We start from the raw sequence: 15,373 nt of genomic DNA, 5'->3' as shown, positions 1-15,373 counted from the left end.
TTCGACTCACTTCGCGTCTTATCCCAAAATAAGGGATATGCCTTGACCCGGCGACGCTTCAGGCAAAGCGGTTATGCTGAAATCGTCATTCGCCGCGCGCGATTCACGCAAGACGGCAGGATTTTCCCTGCTTACACTGCGCTGGAACACATCACACTCAGGAGAGCAGTCGTGGCGCATATCTGGGAAGGCGTATTGCCCGCAGTCACCACCAAATTCAACGCGGATTTCAGCATAGACCGCGCATGGACCGGTAAGAATATCGAAGCGCAGATCGACGCGGGAGTGGACGGCATCATTGTGTGCGGATCGCTGGGCGAAGCGTCGACACTCTCGCTGGATGAAAAGCTGCAAGTGCTCGACATCGCCGTCGAGGCCTCGCGCGGCCGTGTGCCGGTCCTGTTGACGATCGCCGAAAACAGTACGCTCGACGCCTGTCGTCAGGCCGAAGCCGGCAGCCGCCATGGCGCGGCCGGTTACATGGTGCTGCCGGGACTGCGCTATCTGTCGGACCGCCGCGAGACACTGCACCATTTCCGCAGCGTCGCCGACGCGAGCGAACTGCCGTTGATGATCTATAACAATCCGCTCGCCTATGGTGTCGACATGACGCCCGACATGTTCGCGGAAATCGCCGACGAGAAGAAGATCGTCGCGATCAAGGAGTCATGCGGCGACGTGCGGCGCGTGACCGACCTGATCAACGTGGTCGGCGACCGCTTCGCCATTCTGTGCGGGGTCGACAATCTCGCCATGGAAGCCATCCTGATGGGCGCGCATGGCTGGGTGGCCGGTCTCGTGTGCGCGTTTCCGCGTGAGACGGTGGTGATCTACAAGCTATTGAAGGCGGGACGCCTCGAGGAAGCGCGATCGATCTACCGCTGGTTCGCACCGCTGCTCGCACTCGACGTCTCGGCAAAGCTGGTGCAGAACATCAAACTCGCCGAAACGATCGTCGGACTGGGCACCGAGCCGGTGCGCCCGCCGCGCCTGCCGCTGGTGGGCGACGAACGCAAAGCGGTCGAAGCGTTGATTCGCAAGTCGATCGAAACACGGCCCACGCTGCCGCAAATCTGATCTGATCTGACCGGATCGGCCTCAGGCTGCCTGCTTCTCGGTGTCGGCGTCGACGTCTGCCTCTGCGTCTGCGTCGACTGATTCGCCGCGGCGCAGATGCAGCAGCCTGTAGCCGCTATTATAAACCGGTTGCAACCGGAATTCGTTTTGCGGCTCGATCTCGAGCAGCAGGCGCAGCCGCGAAACGTGACTGTCGATCGTGCGGGTGAACTCGCGGAATTCGCGCCCCCATACCATTGCGAAAATGTGATCGCGTGACAGCACGCGGCCGATATTGGAGAAGAACAACGACGCCAGCCGGTACTGCGTGCCGGATAGCTGGACCGGCTGACCGCGCAGCATGACGAGCTGGCGGCGCGTGTCGAAATGGTACGGGCCCACGTCGAAACTCGCGGCACTGAACCTGTCCGGATACGCTCGCCGCAGCAGCGCAGCAACCCGCTCGCGAAACTCGGCAGCGCGCAGCGGCAGCCCGACATAGTCGTCCGCGCCGGCAACGAAGGCGCGCACGACATGATCCTCCGCCATGTCCGCCGAGGCGAACATCACCGGCAGACGGTCGCCGCCCACCGCACGCGCCGCCCGTAGAACCTCGCCGCCCGAGAGCCGCAGTCCCTGCCAGTCCAGCACCAGCAGATCCACGGTGGAGCGCGCGAGCATTCTCGACATGCTCAAGCCGTCGTCGAAAGCCGTGCAGGTGTGGCCAGCGGACGTCAGGACCCTTTCGATCGACTGACGCATGACCGGGTCACGTTGAAGGATGGCAATGCGCATGGGATAACTCTTAACTGATAGCTCGGACGCGATTCTCAGAGGCACGCCCGCGCCATCCCATAGGAGCAGTCCGAATTTGCATATGAATCCGCCGACCCCGACACCACTGGCGCGTATTCCCATACTCGGTTGCGACGATTCTGATGGCGCCATCGTCAATGCTACGAAAAAGCGCATTTTGCGGAACTTTTTCAGTCCAATTAAGCACCTCCAGAAACGATTGGCTTTCATCCTGTAAAATCCCCGCCTGGCCCCAGTCGTCATCGTGCTTGCCCCAACCCGGGCCGGCGCGCCGGTGTCCCGTGCTCTACCCAGCGCCTGCCACACTTCTCGCCCGACGACCGCCGTGTTTCCACGCGCTACGTGTGGCTCCCAATTCAAGAAAAGACACAAGCAATGCAAGCGACAAATCTGGGTGGAGCGCAGGCTGTCACCCCACGCCCTCTTGGGCGCAGCGATTACAAGACGCTCGGCCTCGCCGCCCTCGGCGGGGCTCTGGAGTTCTACGACTTCATCATCTTCGTATTCTTCGCGCCGGCGATCGGCCAGCTGTTTTTCCCGGCGGCGATGCCGGACTGGCTGCGCCAGGTGCAAACCTTCGGCATCTTCGCCGCGGGCTATCTGGCCCGGCCGCTCGGCGGCATCATCATGGCGCATTTCGGCGATCTGTTCGGCCGCAAGCGCATGTTCACGCTGAGCGTGCTGCTCATGTCCGTGCCGACGCTGATGATGGGTCTGCTGCCCACTTACACCAGCATCGGCGTGCTGGCGCCGGTCCTGCTGCTCCTGTTCCGCGTAATGCAAGGCGCGGCGGTCGGCGGCGAAGTCCCGGGCGCATGGGTATTCGTGTCGGAGCACGTGCCGCAGCGGCACGTCGGCTATGCGTGCGGCACGCTGACGGCCGGCCTCACGGCGGGCATTCTGCTCGGCTCACTGATCGCCTCGGCGGTGAACCGCAACTTCGCGCCGGCGGAAATCTCCGCTTACGCGTGGCGTATTCCGTTCCTGGTGGGCGGCGTGTTCGGCATGTTCTCGGTCTACCTGCGCCGCTGGCTGCATGAAACGCCGGTGTTCGCCGAACTCAAGCAACGCAAGGCGATTGCGGCCGAAGTTCCGCTCAAGGCCGTGCTGCGCGACCACGGCCGCGCCGTGATCGTCTCGATGCTGCTTACGTGGATGCTGTCGGCCGCGATCGTCGTGGTGATTCTGATGACGCCGACGCTGCTGCAAAAGCAGTTTCATATCGCGCCGGCCACTGCGTTGCTGGCGAACTGCGTGGCGACGCTGTGCCTGACGATCGGTTGCGTGATGGCGGGCTCGATTGCCGGCCGCATTGGCGCGGGGCGCACCATTTTCATCGGCGGCCTGGCGCTGGCCGTGACGTACTACGCGATGTTCCAGCAGCTCGCGCTCGATAGCTCGGCGCTGCTGCCGCTGTACGCGCTGGCTGGCCTGTTCGTCGGCGTGATCGGCGCGATCCCGTTCGTGATGGTCAAGGCGTTCCCGCCGGTGGTGCGCTTCTCGGGCATCTCGTTCTCGTACAACGTGGCCTACGCGATTTTCGGCGGCCTGACGCCGATCGCCGTGTCGCTGATGATGAAGTCGAACCCGATGGCCGCACCGATGTACGTCGGCGCAATCTGCATTCTCGGGGCATTGACCACGCTGTTCATCAAGGACGCGCCGCAAACGCGCTGATCGGCGGCTTTTGCTGCTGTTTTCCGCTGCTGTTTTCCGCTTCTGCTTCGCAATGACGGCGCGCCACACGGCGCGCCGTTTTTGTTTGCATTGGGGTCGGCGTCACGCGCTTCTGACGACATCCACAGTTCACGCCGTCGCGAAACATCATGCGCCGCATCGGCTCTACGATGTATCGCATGAACTCCCCCAAACGCCCCCGTTCGCCCGCCCTCGGCCGTGTGCTCGCGACAGTCAGCGTCGGCTTCGTCGTCACGCAACTCGACGTCACTATCGTCAACATCGCGCTGCCGAAAATCGGCGCGGACCTGCATGCGAATGTGGCAGGCCTCCAATGGGTCGTCGATGCCTATACGCTCGCGTTCGCCGTGCTGATGCTGTCCGCCGGCGCGCTCGGCGACCGCTTCGGCGCGCGGCGCCTGTACGCCGCCGGGATCGTGCTGTTCGCACTCGCGTCGCTCGCCTGCGGCCTTGCGCTCGACGCGGCCCTGCTGGTCGCGGCGCGCGCGCTGCAAGGCGTCGGCGCCGCCGCCATGCTGCCGAATTCGCTGGCGCTGCTCAATCAGTCGTTCGGACACGACCCCAAACTCCGGGCGCGCGCGGTCGGGCTGTGGACAGCCGCGGGGGCGATTTCGATCGCCGCGGGACCGGTGGTCGGCGGCGTGCTGATCGCGGCGTTCGGGTGGCGCAGCATTTTTCTCGTCAATCTGCCGATCTGCGCCGCCGGTTTTCTCGCGACCTTGTTATGGGTGCCGCGGCCCGAGACCGCCGTGCGTCGTCCGGGGCTGCAATTAGCGGCGGGCACAACGGCTCACGCAAGGCCGCGCGGCATCGATCTGAGCGGTCAGTGTCTGGCCGTCGTCGCGCTGACCGCCTTCGTCGCCGCTGTGATCGAATGGCGGCCGCTCGGCCTCGGTCACCCGCTCGTCGCCGGCGGTTTCGTGCTGGCGCTAGTCGCTGCAGGCGCCTTCATCGCCGTGGAGTCGCGCGCCGCGGCTCCGATGCTGCCGCTCTCGCTCTTTCGCAAACGCTCCTTCAGCGTGGCGGTGCTGTTCGGCATCTGCGTGAACCTGACCTACTACGGCATGGTGTTCGTGCTGAGCCTGTATTTGCAGCGCGTGCGCGGTTATACGCCGTTGCAGGCCGGCCTGGCCTTTCTCCCATTGACGGGCGGGTTTCTGCTGTCGAATGTGGCAAGCGGCTGGGTGGTCGGCCGCTTCGGCGTACGGGTGCCGATGATCGCGGGCGCGATCACCGCCGGTCTCGGCTACGGCCTCCTGCATTTCGTCGACGCCGGCACGCCGCTCATTGGCTTGCTGCTGCCGTTTCTGCTGATTCCGTCGGGCATGGGCCTCGCGGTTCCCGCAATGACCACCGCCGTGTTGGCCTCGACCGACGCGAAACGCGCCGGTACGGCTTCCGCCGTGTTGAACACAGCGCGGCAAGCCGGCGGCGCGGTCGGCGTGGCGGCCTTCGGCGCACTGGCGAGCGGCGCGGCTGCTACGCAAATCGTCTCGGGTATGCAGGCGGCGACCGCCGTGTCAGTCGCTCTGCTGGTGCTTGGCGGCGTGCTGAGCTGCCTCGTGCATCCGCAGCCGCAGTCGTCGGACTCCGCGCTTCGCGTTGCCGGCCGCGAGCGAGTCGGCGAATCGAACTAAGCGTACCGCCTGCTGTATTGGGCGCGCAAAAAATAACCCCCGCCATGCGCGTGCATGGCGGGGGTTGGTCCGGGTTCACACTGGCGATTAGCGCGATGCCTGCGTCTGTGAGCCGCGACGCCCTGCCCGCCGACGCCGCGCCGCCTGACTTAAAGCGACGCTTCCTGGATCGTGCCGGTGTCGATTGCGCGCTCGATCAGGCCTTCGTTTTGCGCTTTGGCAATGGCGTCGGCGATCAGTTTCTCCGGCTCCTCGATCTCGGCCTTGATCGTGCTGATGATTCCGGATGCGTCCAGAATCACCAGGGTTGTCGCCGAATCGGCCAGACTGATAATCACCCGATGCGGCGTGGGCCCTTCACCGAGACTCGCGCACAATTGCGTGACCTTGCCGCCAATGGTTTGCTCAAAACTTTGAATCATTATTTGCTCCCTTGGTTACAGCTGGAATCGAAAGCGACTCGCACAGACTACCTTACTGCTGCTTCAAAGACCAAGCCCGCCGCGCGGCGAGCGAGCGCCGAGAGAATTGCCTCCGGGACGCGCGCCGTCGATGCTGATGCGGCCCGCGCCAGTCACGAACAGCAGCAGGAAACCACCGGCAATACCGATGTTCTTCCAGAAATGGATCACCATGTCGCGTTGCAAGGCGGCGTCGGTGACATTCCAGAAATCGTGGCCGAGAACCGCCGTCGCCACCGTGTACACGGCCATGATGAGCGCGAGCGGGCGCGCCTTGAAGCCGACGATCAGCAACAGACCGCCGAGCGCCTCGACGGCGACGGCGATCGGCGCGGCGACCTGTACGAACGGCACGCCCTTCGAATGCAGGTAGCCGACAAAGCCCGCATAGCCCAGCAGTTTCATCACACCGCCCCACAGGAACAGCACGGCAAGGGCAATACGCGCGATGAGAATTACGCCGGAATCGACGGGACGCGTCATGAGGGGCTCCTGTAGATGAATAAGCAGCAGACCCGGCCGGGAGGCCGCAGTTCCCCGTATCGCATCTGAGAATATGTGCATTGCCCGCCTTTTCCAAGCTCCCAAGCTCGGGCCAAGGTGCGCGGGCGCACGGCGCGCCGCGTGCGGGGCGAGAAAAAGGGGCTCGCGAGGGCCGCAGGCTCGCGTCGGCGGTACCTGCCGCGGGCGGAATCGCCGACGCGCTTATGCTCGAGGATAGGTCGCAACTTCGATCAGATTGCCGTCGGGATCGCGGCAATACACCGAAGTCATCTTGCCGCGCGCGCCGTCGCGCTCCACGGGTCCGGCCTCGATTTCGACGCCTTGGGCAAGCCAATGCGCCTTGACCTCGGCCGGGCTCGTGGTCGTGACGAAACACAGATCGGCGCTGCCGGGCACCGCCTCGCGGCCGGTGAACCACGCGACGGTGTCGGCCGCCACGGGACGCAGGTTGATCTTCTGATTGCCGTAGGTCATCGCGACCCGCGTGCCGGTGCGCGATTCGAACTCGTGGCGCCGCATGCCGAGCATGCGCGCGTACCACGCCGCACTGACTTCCACGTCGGCCACGTTCAGAACGAGATGATCGAGACTTTCTATAGAAAAGCTCATGGCTTCAGTCACCGTGATGTGGGCCGATGCCTGTTGACGAATCGGGCCGATCCGCCAACAGCGGCCAGACGAAAAATCAGCACCCGCGCGACGTTCGCGTACGGCTGCCGGCTGATGGCGCTCATGACCTCACACCCGCGCTTGCCGCGACACTTAGGCCCGGGTTACGACTGCGGCGCGTCCGGGGCGAGCAGAACGCCCTTCGTGAAGACGAAGCAACCGTAGCCGCGCGCTTCGCCGGTAGCGATCACGCAATACGCTTTGCGCGCCCGCTCATAAAACGCAAACCGCTCGATCGACGCAAATGGCACATCGCGCCCTTCCGCGGCATTGACCTCGATCTGCGCTTCACGCTGCACCGACGGAATCGTGTGCGGCTCGCCCACCACTTCCATGCGCGACGCGGGGTGCTCGATGAACGTGTCCAGCGGCATTACCGAAAGCACCGCGCGAATCGCCCGCGGCGCGTTCACGCCGTCGAGGCGCAGCACCTTGCCCAGCACGCTCTCGCGCGCAACCGAGTCGCCCGGGAAATTGGCGTCGCAAATGACGAGTTCGTCGCCGTGGCCCATCGAGCGTAGCGCATGCAGTATGTCGGCGTTGAGCAGCGGGTCCAGATTCTTCAGCACGGTGTCTCCTTGTGTTCCGGTTAGGTCCGGTTGGTCCGGTTGGTCCGGTTAGGTCCGATCGCCGGCTGGGCGCCAGGATCTGGACGTTGGTTTGCAGATGCGCGAAGCACTCGCCTCACGCCCGCGTTCGAATCGGGCCGAAGCGGCAGCCACTCGGCTCGACGAAGACGGGACAGCGCTTCGAATCGCATTCCAGCAAACGATTGTAGCAAGCAATGTTGCGCGCATCCGGTGAAGGCGACGCTCGGCGACGGCACGCTGAGTGGTTGCAGCGGCGCGTGTTCTGCACGGCGGACGCGGCCGCGCCGTTACCGCATTGCCAACGCAACCAGCCGACCAGCGCCAGCAGCACGAGACCCGCGCCGCCGAGCACCGGCTCGCGCCAGCCCAGCAACGCGATGAACATGAACGCGCGCGCTCCGCCGAGCAGCGCAAAGCCGGCGATTGCGCTGGACAGCGAGTCGACGGCGCCCGTCAGGCGCGCGAACGCTATGGCCGTTTGTGGACCCGTGGCGGCGGCGGGCTCGTCCATGATCTTCTCCGTCAAGAAGCGATGCTCAGGCGCCGTCCGGCACCTGATCGAGGAAGCCGGTGACCGTTTGCAAGCGTCCTTGTGGATCGACCATACCGAAGTCCGATCCCTTCACGACCGCCTCGCCCGCGGGCGTGATCAGCTCCCAGGAAAAGCGCAGCCGGTTGGCGAAGCCGTCAACCTGGCCTGTACGCCGAAACGTGTGATGCGGGAAGCGCTCATGCACCGCCCGGATCATCGCGTCGATGCCTGCGTGGCCCGAGCCCGCCAGCAGCGGATCGCAATAATCGGCGTCGGCGCTCCATGCCGCGGCGATCAACTCGCGACGGCGCGCGCCATCGGTTTCGTTCCATGCGTCGAAATAACGGTTGATCAGATCGGTATGCGCATTCATCTCAAGACTCCTTCATTGGCATGACTGAGCACTACGCTCGGCAGACACGGTCGTGTGCGGCGGGCTCGGATTGAAGCTTGAGGGCCGGGGCGCGGTGCGTCGATTACCTGAGAGGTAAGCAGTCTTGCGCTGCGGCGCGAGCGCATTGCGTCGAGCGCCGGATTGGCCATCCGGCCGAGTCGTCAGCCGCGGCGGCAGCCGCTAATCTCGTGTGGCAAATGGTGGCCGCGCGGCGCTGGCGTGCGGCTTCTGACGCACTCACAAACACGAGCATGGGGGCGCTTTTTCAATATGGTTTTTACACTTGCAAGATCGTATCTACACGGATACACTTCTCGACAGATCGGTTCACCACCTGAGTACACGATCAACCGCACCGAGGAGTTCGACACCTGGCTTGCACGGCTCTCCGATTTAAGAGCCAGGGCGAAAATACTCGTGCGTATCCGGCGTGCGGAACGCGGGCATTTCGGCGACGTCAAGTTGCTTGAAGAAGGTGTGTCCGAGATGCGCATCGACTGTGGCCCCGGCTATCGGGTCTACTTCGCGCGTGAAAAAGGCATGATCTATCTCCTGCTATGCTGGTGGCGACAAATCCACTCAGCCGGCCGATATCAAGCATGCCAAAACAATGTGGGCAGCAATCAGAAAGGAACTGTCATGAGCAGAATCAAAACCGCACGGTTCGACGCGTCGCATTACCTCGATAGCGAGGAAATGATCGCCGAGTATCTCAACGCAGCGCTCGAAGAAGGCGACGCCGACGTCCTGCTCGCCGCGATCGCCGACATCGCCAAAGCGCGCGGCATCACCAAGGTCGCGGCAGATGCCGGACTTGGCCGCGAAAGCCTCTACAAGACGCTCGCACCCGGCTCCAAACCGCGTATGGACACGGTGCTCAAACTGCTGCGTGCGCTCGGGGTCAAACTCAACGTGGTACCGGAAGGCGTGGCGGCGGTCTGAGTCGGGTGTCCCGCTCTGTCGGCTTTGCCATTTCGTCGATATGCCGCGGCTTACTACGGTGTCACGGGTCTTTCCGAAGTTTCGTAGGCGTGGCAGACGGTATTCCGGGGTATTCCGGGGTATTCCGGGGTATTCCGGGGTATTCCGGGGTATTCCGGGGTATTCCGGGGTATTCCGGGGTATTCCATTACCTCTGAGGTAATGGATCGCTAGCGCGGTTTGGCTATGATCGGTGGCATGAACACACTCTCTCTTGCGCAACCCGTCCCGCCGCAATTGCCGGCGGCCAGCCGCACGGTCGGCGACCTGCTGCGCGAATGGCGACAGCGTCGAAGAATGAGCCAGCTGCTGCTCGCCGCCGAAGCCGATATTTCGACCCGGCATCTGAGCTTCGTCGAATCAGGCCGCGCAGTGCCGAGCCGGGAAATGGTCATGCACCTTGCTGAACGGCTCGACGTGCCGCTGCGCGCGCGCAATGCACTGCTGGTCGCCGCAGGCTACGCACCGCTGTTCCGGGAACGCCCGCTATCGGATCCGCAGTTGGCCGCTGCACGCGAGGCTGTCGAGTTGGTGCTGAAAGGACACGAACCCTACCCGGCGCTTGCCATCGACCGGCACTGGACCATCGTTGCCGCGAACGGCGCGCTTGCGCCTTTGCTGAACGGCGCAAGTCCGGAACTGCTGAAGCCGCCGGTCAACGCACTGCGCCTGAGCCTGCATCCGGAGGGTATCGCTGCGTCCATCGTCAATTGGCATGCATGGCGCGAGCACATACTCGCGCGACTTCAGCGGCAAATCGACGTGAGCGGGGACGACACGTTGAGCGCGCTGCGCGACGAATTGGCGGCGTACCCCGCGCCGCCGGGCGCGGATGCGACCGAGCACGACAACACCGCCGTCAACCAGATTGCAGTACCGCTGCGGCTGCGCACGCCGATCGGCGTGCTATCGTTTTTCAGCACGACCACCGTGTTCGGCACGCCGGTGGACGTGACGCTCTCGGAACTCGCGATCGAGGCGTTCTTTCCGGCCGACCCGCAAACCGCTACGGCGTTGCGCGATTTCGGCGAGAGCCAGTGCGCCGAGGCGGCACGCCAACCATAGCCTGGACCGTGACAGACAGGTCGCAGTTCGATATCGAGTCTTTCAGCCTTTCAATCACCGGCCCCACACGGAGAGACACTTGAGCGAGAACGCTGTACTCGTACGCCAACTCGGTCCCGACGACCGCGACGACTACTTCAACCTGCGGCTGCGCGGACTGAAAGCGCATCCGGATTCGTTCGGCCAGAGTTACGAAGAAGCACTTGCCAAAGGTCCGTCGCAACACAATGCAATGCTGGACGGCTCGCGTGCGGCCGAAGGTGACTTTTTGCTCGGCGCTTACGCATCGGCAGGAACACCATTGATCGGCGTGGTTGGACTGATCCGGATCCCGAGCGACAAACAGCGGCATAAGGCCGCCGTGGTCGGCATGTATGTCGCGCCGGAGGCTGCCGGCCGCGGCGTCGGGCGCGCTTTGCTGAAGGAGTTGCTGAGGCGGGCCTCGCGTATGGACGGCCTGCGGCAAATCCAGTTATTAGTCGGCAGCCGCAACGAGGCCGCGAGGAAACTTTACGAGTCGCTCGGCTTTCGCAAATATGGCTGCGAAGTCGGAGCGCTGAATGTCGGCGGGGTCTTCCACGACGCCGATCTGATGGCCCTGTTTATCTAATAGGCCGTGACCGCGCGGCGGCCCGCGCCACTTTCCCCGCCGTTCAGCAGCACCTCTGCGGCCGACGTTCCGCGTCGAAGTCGAGCGTGTCCACCGCACCACCCGAGCGAAGTTACACAAGAAGTTACAAATCCGGCCTCGTTTGTAACTGGGGCCGCACCAACCTGTTACACCTCTGTTTTGTCCCCAAATCGCCGTCAAAGAGCGGAATTTATTACTTTATATTGACCTCGCTTTCTATTTCCTTTCTAACTCGACCGGGAATTACCGGCACTTGATGGGTCCGCCCTATTTGCTCAGACAAAAGAGCGAAAAGCCCGTAGTACAAGGGTTTTCATGGATCAGACAAAAATCCGGGGTGGCGGAAAATTCGGTTTGCATCGTGTATTACGCCACTGTGAAAGAGTTACCGAAAATTGATGTATCTTTTTGAGACATTTTTTTGAGAAGGGATTGATTTCTTGTTTTACCCTTCATACAATTCGTCCCAAGCTGTTACGAAATGTAACTCCATGTATCAAAAGGTCGCCGCTTGTATCAGGTGGTGACAGTAGCCGGAGGACAACGTTTCCGGCGAGGCACAAAAGACATAACGGCAAAAAATGCCGACATCGTAATTCGGGGCTTCGGAAACAGAGAAAATGGACCGTAGCAGCGAGACGCTGGATTCAATCCGCGAGATCAACTTGTCTTACATCATGCTCGCGCAACGTATGTTGCGCGAGGACAAACCGGTCGGCATGTTCCGGCTGGGACTGTCGTCGGAACTGGCTGATTTGCTTGCCGGGCTGTCGCTCGCGCAGATCGTCAAGCTGGCCGCTTCCGATCAGCTTTTGTGTTTCTTCCGCTTCAACGACCACTCCATGTTGTCGGCTTTGACGCAAACGACGAAACACGCCGCAGTTGCACCGACTCACGCGGCGATCCTGCTTGCAGGCCAGCCTGCTGAACAGTTCGCTTGACCGGGGTGACTGCCATGCTCAAGCGTAGCCTGACGGAAGACGCACAAGAAGTATTCCGCGCCATCGCACTGATCGAACTCGGCGCGCGCATGCAAGTGCTCGAGAGTGAATTGACGCTCTCGCGCGACCGCATGATCCGCCTGTACCGCGAGGTCAAAGGCGTATCGCCGCCCAAGGGCATGCTGCCCTTTTCGGCGGACTGGTATATGACGTGGCTGGCGAACATTCACGCGTCGCTGTTCTACAACACGTACCTGTTCCTGAAGAACGAAGCCCGCTGCTCGCATCTGGATGCGCTGACCAAGGGGTATCGGCTGTATCTGGAACATTGCAAGCACAGCGAGACCGAACCGGTGCTGGACTTGACGCGTGCGTGGACGCTGGTGCGTTTCTTCGACGCCGACATTCTGCAATTGACCAAATGCTGCCGTTGCACCGGCAAGTTCGTGGCGCACAAACACGATCTGCAGCACAACGTGGTGTGTGGCGCATGCCAGCCGCCGTCGCGTGCCGGCAAGACGAAGAAGGCCGCCGCCGCTCGCCAGGAACAGGAAGCGCTCGATGCAGCGCAGATCGCACAAGCTGCCTGAGCTCGATTGACTCTGACTCGACAAGGGCTGGTCCGGCCCGACTCGATCCAAAGCCCGAAAGAAAAAGTCCGCATGAGCGGACTTTTTTTCGTCCTAATCGCGCCGCTCAAGCGGCGCGAGGCCGGCTCATCCGGCCAGGCCCACCGTCTGCACCACCAGCCAAAGGTTCGCCGCGCTGATCACCACGAACAGCATCCACGCGACGCAGCGGGTCAGCAACGTGTTGGCGAATTCGCCCATCAACGAACGGTCGTTGGTCATGCGAATCAGCGGATAAAGCGCGAACGGCAATTGCAGGCTCAGCACGACCTGACTTGCGACCAGCAGCTTGCCGACGGCGCCGTTGCCCATCATCTGCACGCCGATCAGCGCGGGGATCAAAGCGAGTGCGCGCGTAATGAAGCGCCGTTGCCAGCAGGGAATCTTCAGCTTCAGGAAGCCTTCCATGATGACCTGCCCCGCCACCGTGCCGGTAAAGGTCGAGCTTTGTCCCGAGGCGAGCAAGGTCACGGCGAACAGCACCGCCGCGAAACCCGTGCCGACGATAGGCGCGAGCAGCTTGTAGGCGTCTTCGATTTCGGTGACCTGGTTGTGGCCGGTGGCATGGAACGCAGCGGCGGCCAGAATCAGGATCGCCATGTTGATCAGCAACGCGAGCATCAGCGAGACGATCGTATCGATGCGCGACATACCGATCGCCGATCTGATGCTGGCTGGATCGCGCTTCACCGCGCGCGTCTGCACGATCGACGAATGCAGATAAAGGTTATGCGGCATGACCGTCGCGCCGAGAATGCCGATCGCCAGATACATAGGCTCGCGCGAACTCAACGCCTGCCACGACGGAACCAGTCCCTGCGCGACCGACGGCCAGTGCGGCTGCACCAGCGCGAGCTCGATGATGTAGCCGACGCCGATCGTCGCGATGAGGCCGAGCATGATCGCTTCGAGATCGCGGAAATTCTTGCCCTTCAGGCCGAGCACGATCAGCGTATCGAACGCGGTCAGCAGCACGCCGGTGGTCAACGAGCATTTAAAGAGCAGATGGAAAGCAAGCGCGCCGCCGAGCACTTCGGCCAGATCGCAGGCCACGATCGACAGTTCAGCGAGCAGCCACTGAAAACGTGCGACGGCAGGCGAATAGCGCGCGCTCGACAACTCGGCGAGGTCGCGCCCGGTCGCAATGCCAAGACGCATGCTCAGGCATTGCAGCGCCATCGCCGCAAGACTCGACAGCATGACGACGAACAGCAGGCTGTAGCCATAGCGCGATCCGGCTTCGATGTCGGTGGCCCAGTTGCCCGGGTCCATATAGCCTATCGACACCAGCAGGCCAGGGCCCGCGAATTGCAGAATCTTCTTCCAGAACGGCGCGCCTTGCGAAACGGCCACCGAGCCTTGCACTTCGGATGGGCAAAACGGTGCCGTTGCTGTGGTCGGTAGTTTGAACTGCAATCCGGGAGCCTCTTGAAGGGGATAAACCACGGCGCATCGTACAGGCCGCCGCGAACCGCCTCAAGTGTACAAAGAAACCTCCGGCAACGCGCCGGTGAGCGCGTAGCGGCCAACGTCGCGCACGCGATAGTCGAGCGGATCATGCAGCGTATGCACGCGGGCGTTGCGCCAGAAACGGTCGAGCGCGAGCGGCGCGTGCGTGGCGCGGGCGCCACAGGCGTCGAAGAGTTGCTCGCTGACGTCGAGCGCGGCGCGGTGCGCGACGATCTTCGCCTCCGAGGTGGCGAGCGCAACCTGCGCGCGAGCCTCCGCGGAAAGCGCCGGACCTTGTTGCCAGGCGTCTTCGAGCAGCCAGGCGGCGCGCGTGGTCAGCGCTTCGGCGCTCACCGCTTGCAGGCGCATCTCGCCGAAACGCTGGATCAGGTAGGGATCGTCGGTCGCTTTGTCGACGCCCGAATAGATCCACGCCTTGCCGTGTCGCGTGACGTAGGCCCGGGCTTCGTCGAGCGCGCCTTGCGCGATGCCCACGAACAGATTGGTCAGCACCAACTGCGAGATTAGCGTACGCAAACTGGCGTACGGCGTGTCGGGCCGCACCATCACTTCGTCCGGTTCGACCTTGACGCGCACGAAGGACACGCTGCCGCTGTCGGTCTGCCGCTGGCCGATCGGATTCCAGTCTTCGTGAACGGTGATGCCTTCCCGCGTGGTCGGCACGACGCCGAACACCGGGGTGCCGGTGACCGGATCATGTGCGGAAACGGTCATCATCTGCGAGCCGCGCGTGCCGGAGCAAAAGCCCTTCTGGCCATCGAGCAGATAGCCGCCGTCGCTGGTTGCGCTCGCAACGAGTCGCGTGTCGAGCGGATTGACGGCATTGCCCCACCACCATCGGTTTTCGACGGTGCCGCTCAGATAGCGGGCACGTTGTTCGGGACTGCCCCATACATTGACGCTGACCACCTGCAAGCACGTAAAGCCCAGCAGATGCGCGAGCGCGCTGTCCACCCGCGCAATCTTGCGAACCGTCTCGTAGATGTCGGGCCAACGCGCGCCGAGGCCGCCGAATTCGCGCGGCACCGCGAGCGTGAGCAGCCCCGCGTCGGCGATCCATTGTTTTTCCTGTGCGGCGTGGCCGCCGTCGAGATCGCGCTGCGCGGCAGTGGCGTGCAACGCGTCGAGCAAACTCGCGAGATCGCGCACCACCGGCGCAGCGGATGCCTGAGGCGTGTGTAACGCGTCGGCATGACGAGGATCGTTCATGCAATTTCCACGTGAAAAGTTTTTCGGCGAGCGGTGATAGGCAGAACGCCCGCGGCGCTCAAAGCTACAGCAAGCATGATAGGCGTTGAT

17 protein-coding genes and 1 pseudogene are annotated in these 15,373 nt (G+C 63.0%); 9 read left to right on the top strand and 9 right to left on the bottom strand.

Going from position 1 to position 15,373, the window contains the following annotated elements; all coding sequences use genetic code 11:
* The first annotated feature begins 171 nt into the window (after positions 1 to 171).
* On the top strand, positions 172 to 1,077 hold the full coding sequence (locus tag BLW71_RS33590; RefSeq protein WP_091807332.1) for a dihydrodipicolinate synthase family protein: 906 nt from the start codon (positions 172 to 174) through the stop codon (positions 1,075 to 1,077).
* A 21-nt stretch (positions 1,078 to 1,098) separates the two neighbouring features.
* Here the strand turns inward: BLW71_RS33590 and BLW71_RS33585 are convergent, their stop codons facing one another.
* A complete protein-coding gene (locus BLW71_RS33585) occupies positions 1,099 to 1,851 on the bottom strand; it encodes a response regulator transcription factor (RefSeq protein ID WP_091807329.1) in 753 nt (250 codons plus the stop codon).
* A 396-nt stretch (positions 1,852 to 2,247) separates the two neighbouring features.
* On the opposite strand from BLW71_RS33585, the gene BLW71_RS33580 reads away from it, so the two are divergent.
* Both BLW71_RS33580 and BLW71_RS33570 read left to right on the top strand, forming a co-directional pair.
* On the top strand, positions 2,248 to 3,549 hold the full coding sequence (locus BLW71_RS33580; RefSeq protein WP_091807326.1) for an MFS transporter: 1,302 nt from the start codon (positions 2,248 to 2,250) through the stop codon (positions 3,547 to 3,549).
* Positions 3,550 to 3,719: 170 nt separating this feature from the next.
* Entirely contained in the window at positions 3,720 to 5,207 is a 1,488-nt protein-coding gene (locus BLW71_RS33570) for an MFS transporter (RefSeq protein WP_091809190.1), read from the top strand.
* Between the two features lie 149 nt (positions 5,208 to 5,356).
* On the opposite strand, the gene BLW71_RS33565 is transcribed toward BLW71_RS33570, so the two are convergent.
* From BLW71_RS33565 to BLW71_RS33540, 6 genes are all read right to left on the bottom strand, one after another.
* On the bottom strand, positions 5,357 to 5,629 hold the full coding sequence (locus BLW71_RS33565) for a hypothetical protein (protein WP_091807320.1): 273 nt from the start codon (positions 5,627 to 5,629) through the stop codon (positions 5,357 to 5,359).
* 63 nt (positions 5,630 to 5,692) lie between these two features.
* Positions 5,693 to 6,151 carry a DoxX family protein gene (locus BLW71_RS33560; RefSeq protein WP_091807318.1) on the bottom strand — a complete coding sequence of 153 codons (459 nt, stop codon included), beginning with the start codon at positions 6,149 to 6,151 and terminating at the stop codon, positions 5,693 to 5,695.
* Between the two features lie 222 nt (positions 6,152 to 6,373).
* Positions 6,374 to 6,781 (bottom strand): VOC family protein, encoded by a 408-nt coding sequence (locus tag BLW71_RS33555; protein WP_091807316.1) that lies wholly within the window; start codon positions 6,779 to 6,781, stop codon positions 6,374 to 6,376.
* A gap of 164 nt (positions 6,782 to 6,945) precedes the next feature.
* A complete protein-coding gene (locus tag BLW71_RS33550) occupies positions 6,946 to 7,410 on the bottom strand; it encodes an RbsD/FucU family protein (protein ID WP_091807314.1) in 465 nt (154 codons plus the stop codon).
* A 115-nt stretch (positions 7,411 to 7,525) separates the two neighbouring features.
* Entirely contained in the window at positions 7,526 to 7,942 is a 417-nt protein-coding gene (locus tag BLW71_RS33545; protein ID WP_091807312.1) for a hypothetical protein, read from the bottom strand.
* A 25-nt stretch (positions 7,943 to 7,967) separates the two neighbouring features.
* Positions 7,968 to 8,336: a nuclear transport factor 2 family protein gene (locus BLW71_RS33540; RefSeq protein ID WP_091807309.1), complete on the bottom strand. Its 369-nt coding sequence runs from the start codon at positions 8,334 to 8,336 to the stop codon at positions 7,968 to 7,970.
* 291 nt (positions 8,337 to 8,627) lie between these two features.
* Between BLW71_RS33540 and BLW71_RS42810 the strand changes: the two are divergent.
* The 6 genes and pseudogenes from BLW71_RS42810 to flhC all read left to right on the top strand — a co-directional run.
* Positions 8,628 to 8,858, top strand: a pseudogene (locus BLW71_RS42810) (type II toxin-antitoxin system RelE/ParE family toxin); the annotation flags it as partial.
* A 138-nt stretch (positions 8,859 to 8,996) separates the two neighbouring features.
* Positions 8,997 to 9,299, top strand: a complete 303-nt coding sequence (locus tag BLW71_RS33530) for an addiction module antidote protein (protein WP_091807306.1) — start codon at positions 8,997 to 8,999, stop codon at positions 9,297 to 9,299.
* 237 nt (positions 9,300 to 9,536) lie between these two features.
* On the top strand, positions 9,537 to 10,403 hold the full coding sequence (locus BLW71_RS33525; RefSeq protein ID WP_091809188.1) for a helix-turn-helix domain-containing protein: 867 nt from the start codon (positions 9,537 to 9,539) through the stop codon (positions 10,401 to 10,403).
* 79 nt (positions 10,404 to 10,482) lie between these two features.
* The gene (locus BLW71_RS33520) at positions 10,483 to 11,013 is read left to right on the top strand and encodes a GNAT family N-acetyltransferase (protein WP_091807304.1); all 531 of its coding nucleotides are present in this window, start codon (positions 10,483 to 10,485) and stop codon (positions 11,011 to 11,013) included.
* Between the two features lie 641 nt (positions 11,014 to 11,654).
* Entirely contained in the window at positions 11,655 to 11,975 is a 321-nt protein-coding gene (flhD, locus tag BLW71_RS33515) for a flagellar transcriptional regulator FlhD (protein ID WP_028194930.1), read from the top strand.
* 14 nt (positions 11,976 to 11,989) lie between these two features.
* Entirely contained in the window at positions 11,990 to 12,565 is a 576-nt protein-coding gene (gene flhC, locus BLW71_RS33510; RefSeq protein WP_091807302.1) for a flagellar transcriptional regulator FlhC, read from the top strand.
* 126 nt (positions 12,566 to 12,691) lie between these two features.
* Here the strand turns inward: flhC and BLW71_RS33505 are convergent, their stop codons facing one another.
* Positions 12,692 to 14,020, bottom strand: a complete 1,329-nt coding sequence (locus BLW71_RS33505; RefSeq protein WP_091807300.1) for an Nramp family divalent metal transporter — start codon at positions 14,018 to 14,020, stop codon at positions 12,692 to 12,694.
* A 60-nt stretch (positions 14,021 to 14,080) separates the two neighbouring features.
* On the bottom strand, positions 14,081 to 15,283 hold the full coding sequence (locus BLW71_RS33500; protein ID WP_091807298.1) for an acyl-CoA dehydrogenase family protein: 1,203 nt from the start codon (positions 15,281 to 15,283) through the stop codon (positions 14,081 to 14,083).
* Positions 15,284 to 15,373 lie beyond the last annotated feature (90 nt).

Source organism: Burkholderia sp. WP9 (assembly GCF_900104795.1).
Lineage (GTDB): Bacteria > Pseudomonadota > Gammaproteobacteria > Burkholderiales > Burkholderiaceae > Paraburkholderia.
The sequence above is the reverse complement of the archived record's forward strand: the minus strand, read 5'-3'. Positions and strand labels throughout refer to the sequence as shown.